General features: G+C 66.1%; 1 protein-coding gene. It reads right to left on the bottom strand.

Going from position 1 to position 1,401, the window contains the following annotated elements; translation table 11 throughout:
- A partial coding sequence (locus LDL49_RS56385; protein WP_225303188.1) for an IS4 family transposase occupies positions 1-1,302 on the bottom strand: 1,302 nt, incomplete at its 3' end.
- Between the last annotated feature and the right edge of the window lie 99 nt (positions 1,303-1,401).

The following is a 1,401-nucleotide window of genomic DNA, read 5'->3' as shown; positions in this document are numbered from 1 at the left end:
GACTTTCCTTGTGGGCCGGGGAGCGGGATGACCTCGGCTGGTTCGATAGCGGGGTCCGTACTTGGACTCTGGGCGTTTGAGGAATCGGTCGGCCTCGCGTAGCCGTCTGGTGCCGTTGTCGAGCTTGCGACCGATCTTGGCGGCCATGTTGGTCAGAAACGTCTTCAGCTTCACCGGCGTCTGGACGCACTGCCGGATGACACTACGCCGGACGTGCTTGAGGACCTTGACGAAGCAGATGCGGTCCGGGTCAAGGCCTCCGGCCTCGGCCAAGCGCATGACGATCTGGGCCAAGCAGTGGTGTACGACCAGGTGCGCCCAGACCTCTTGGCGGACCAGCTCCGGGCCGGCCGAGCGCAGCACCTGCGCGGGGCCACGCTGGAAGGTCTTGATCTGCCGGTAGGCCGATTCCGCCTCCCATCGCTCGTGATACAGCGCGGCCAGTTCCGCGGCGGGATAGGCGTCGACATCCAGTAGGTCGGTCAGCAGGCGGATCACTTCGCCGCCGTCGATCCGGTACTCCACGACCCGGACCGTCACCCCGCCCGGATGTGACGCCCGCTGGCCGGCCAGGCTCATCCGCGCTAGGTACGTGCCGTCGGCCAGAATCTGGATCGGCCGCTTGGCCACGCACGAGCGAGCGCGGAGCAGCAGGTGCGCCCCGGCCTGGGTATAAGCCTTCCACAACGCCACGCCGGGGAAGGCGCGGTCCATGAGAACCAGCATGCCGGCGGCGCTGCCAGCCAACCTTGTGGCCAGCTCCGGTTCCCCGCCGTTGAACGACCCCACCGCCGCGTCGATGGAGGCGTGAGTGCCGGTCTCGGTCAACGTGACCACCCGCGTCTGCGGAAAACCCACGTCCCGACCTTTGGCGTCGCTCGGGCCGCCGAAGAAGACCCGGTTGGCCGTGGTGTCCGGCACATCCAAGACGAACCCGTCGACCGCGGCCAGCCGCATCCCGCGATAGAACGATCCCGTCAACCCTCTCGGAGCCACCGATCCGGCCACCGCACGAAACAGCCCTTCCAACGGCCCCGCGCCCAGCCGTTGCCGGGCACGAGTGAAGGAGGACTTGTTCGGGACCGACTGATCCATCCCGCCCAGCGCTCCCACCAGGTTCTCGGCGACATCGTCATAGGAGTCCTGCTGGAACAGCGCCAGTGCCAGGACGAAGTAGATCATGAACCGCGGCGGCAACGCTCCCGGCCTGCTGCCCTCACAGCCGTGCTCGGCCAGCATTCGATCCACCAGTTCGGGCGTGACCCGCTCGGTGAGCACTCCCAGACGCACGTTCTCGGACAACCCGATCCACGGATGCATATCGAGACATCGGCAGAACCAATCGAAACGTCACTCTCTGAAGTCACATGAAACGCTTGCGTGAGTCAAGCAACGGCATTG

The sequence above is a fragment of the Nonomuraea aurantiaca genome, from assembly GCF_020215705.1.
Classification (GTDB): domain Bacteria; phylum Actinomycetota; class Actinomycetes; order Streptosporangiales; family Streptosporangiaceae; genus Nonomuraea; species Nonomuraea aurantiaca.
This window is presented reverse-complemented; position numbering and strand designations above follow the sequence as displayed.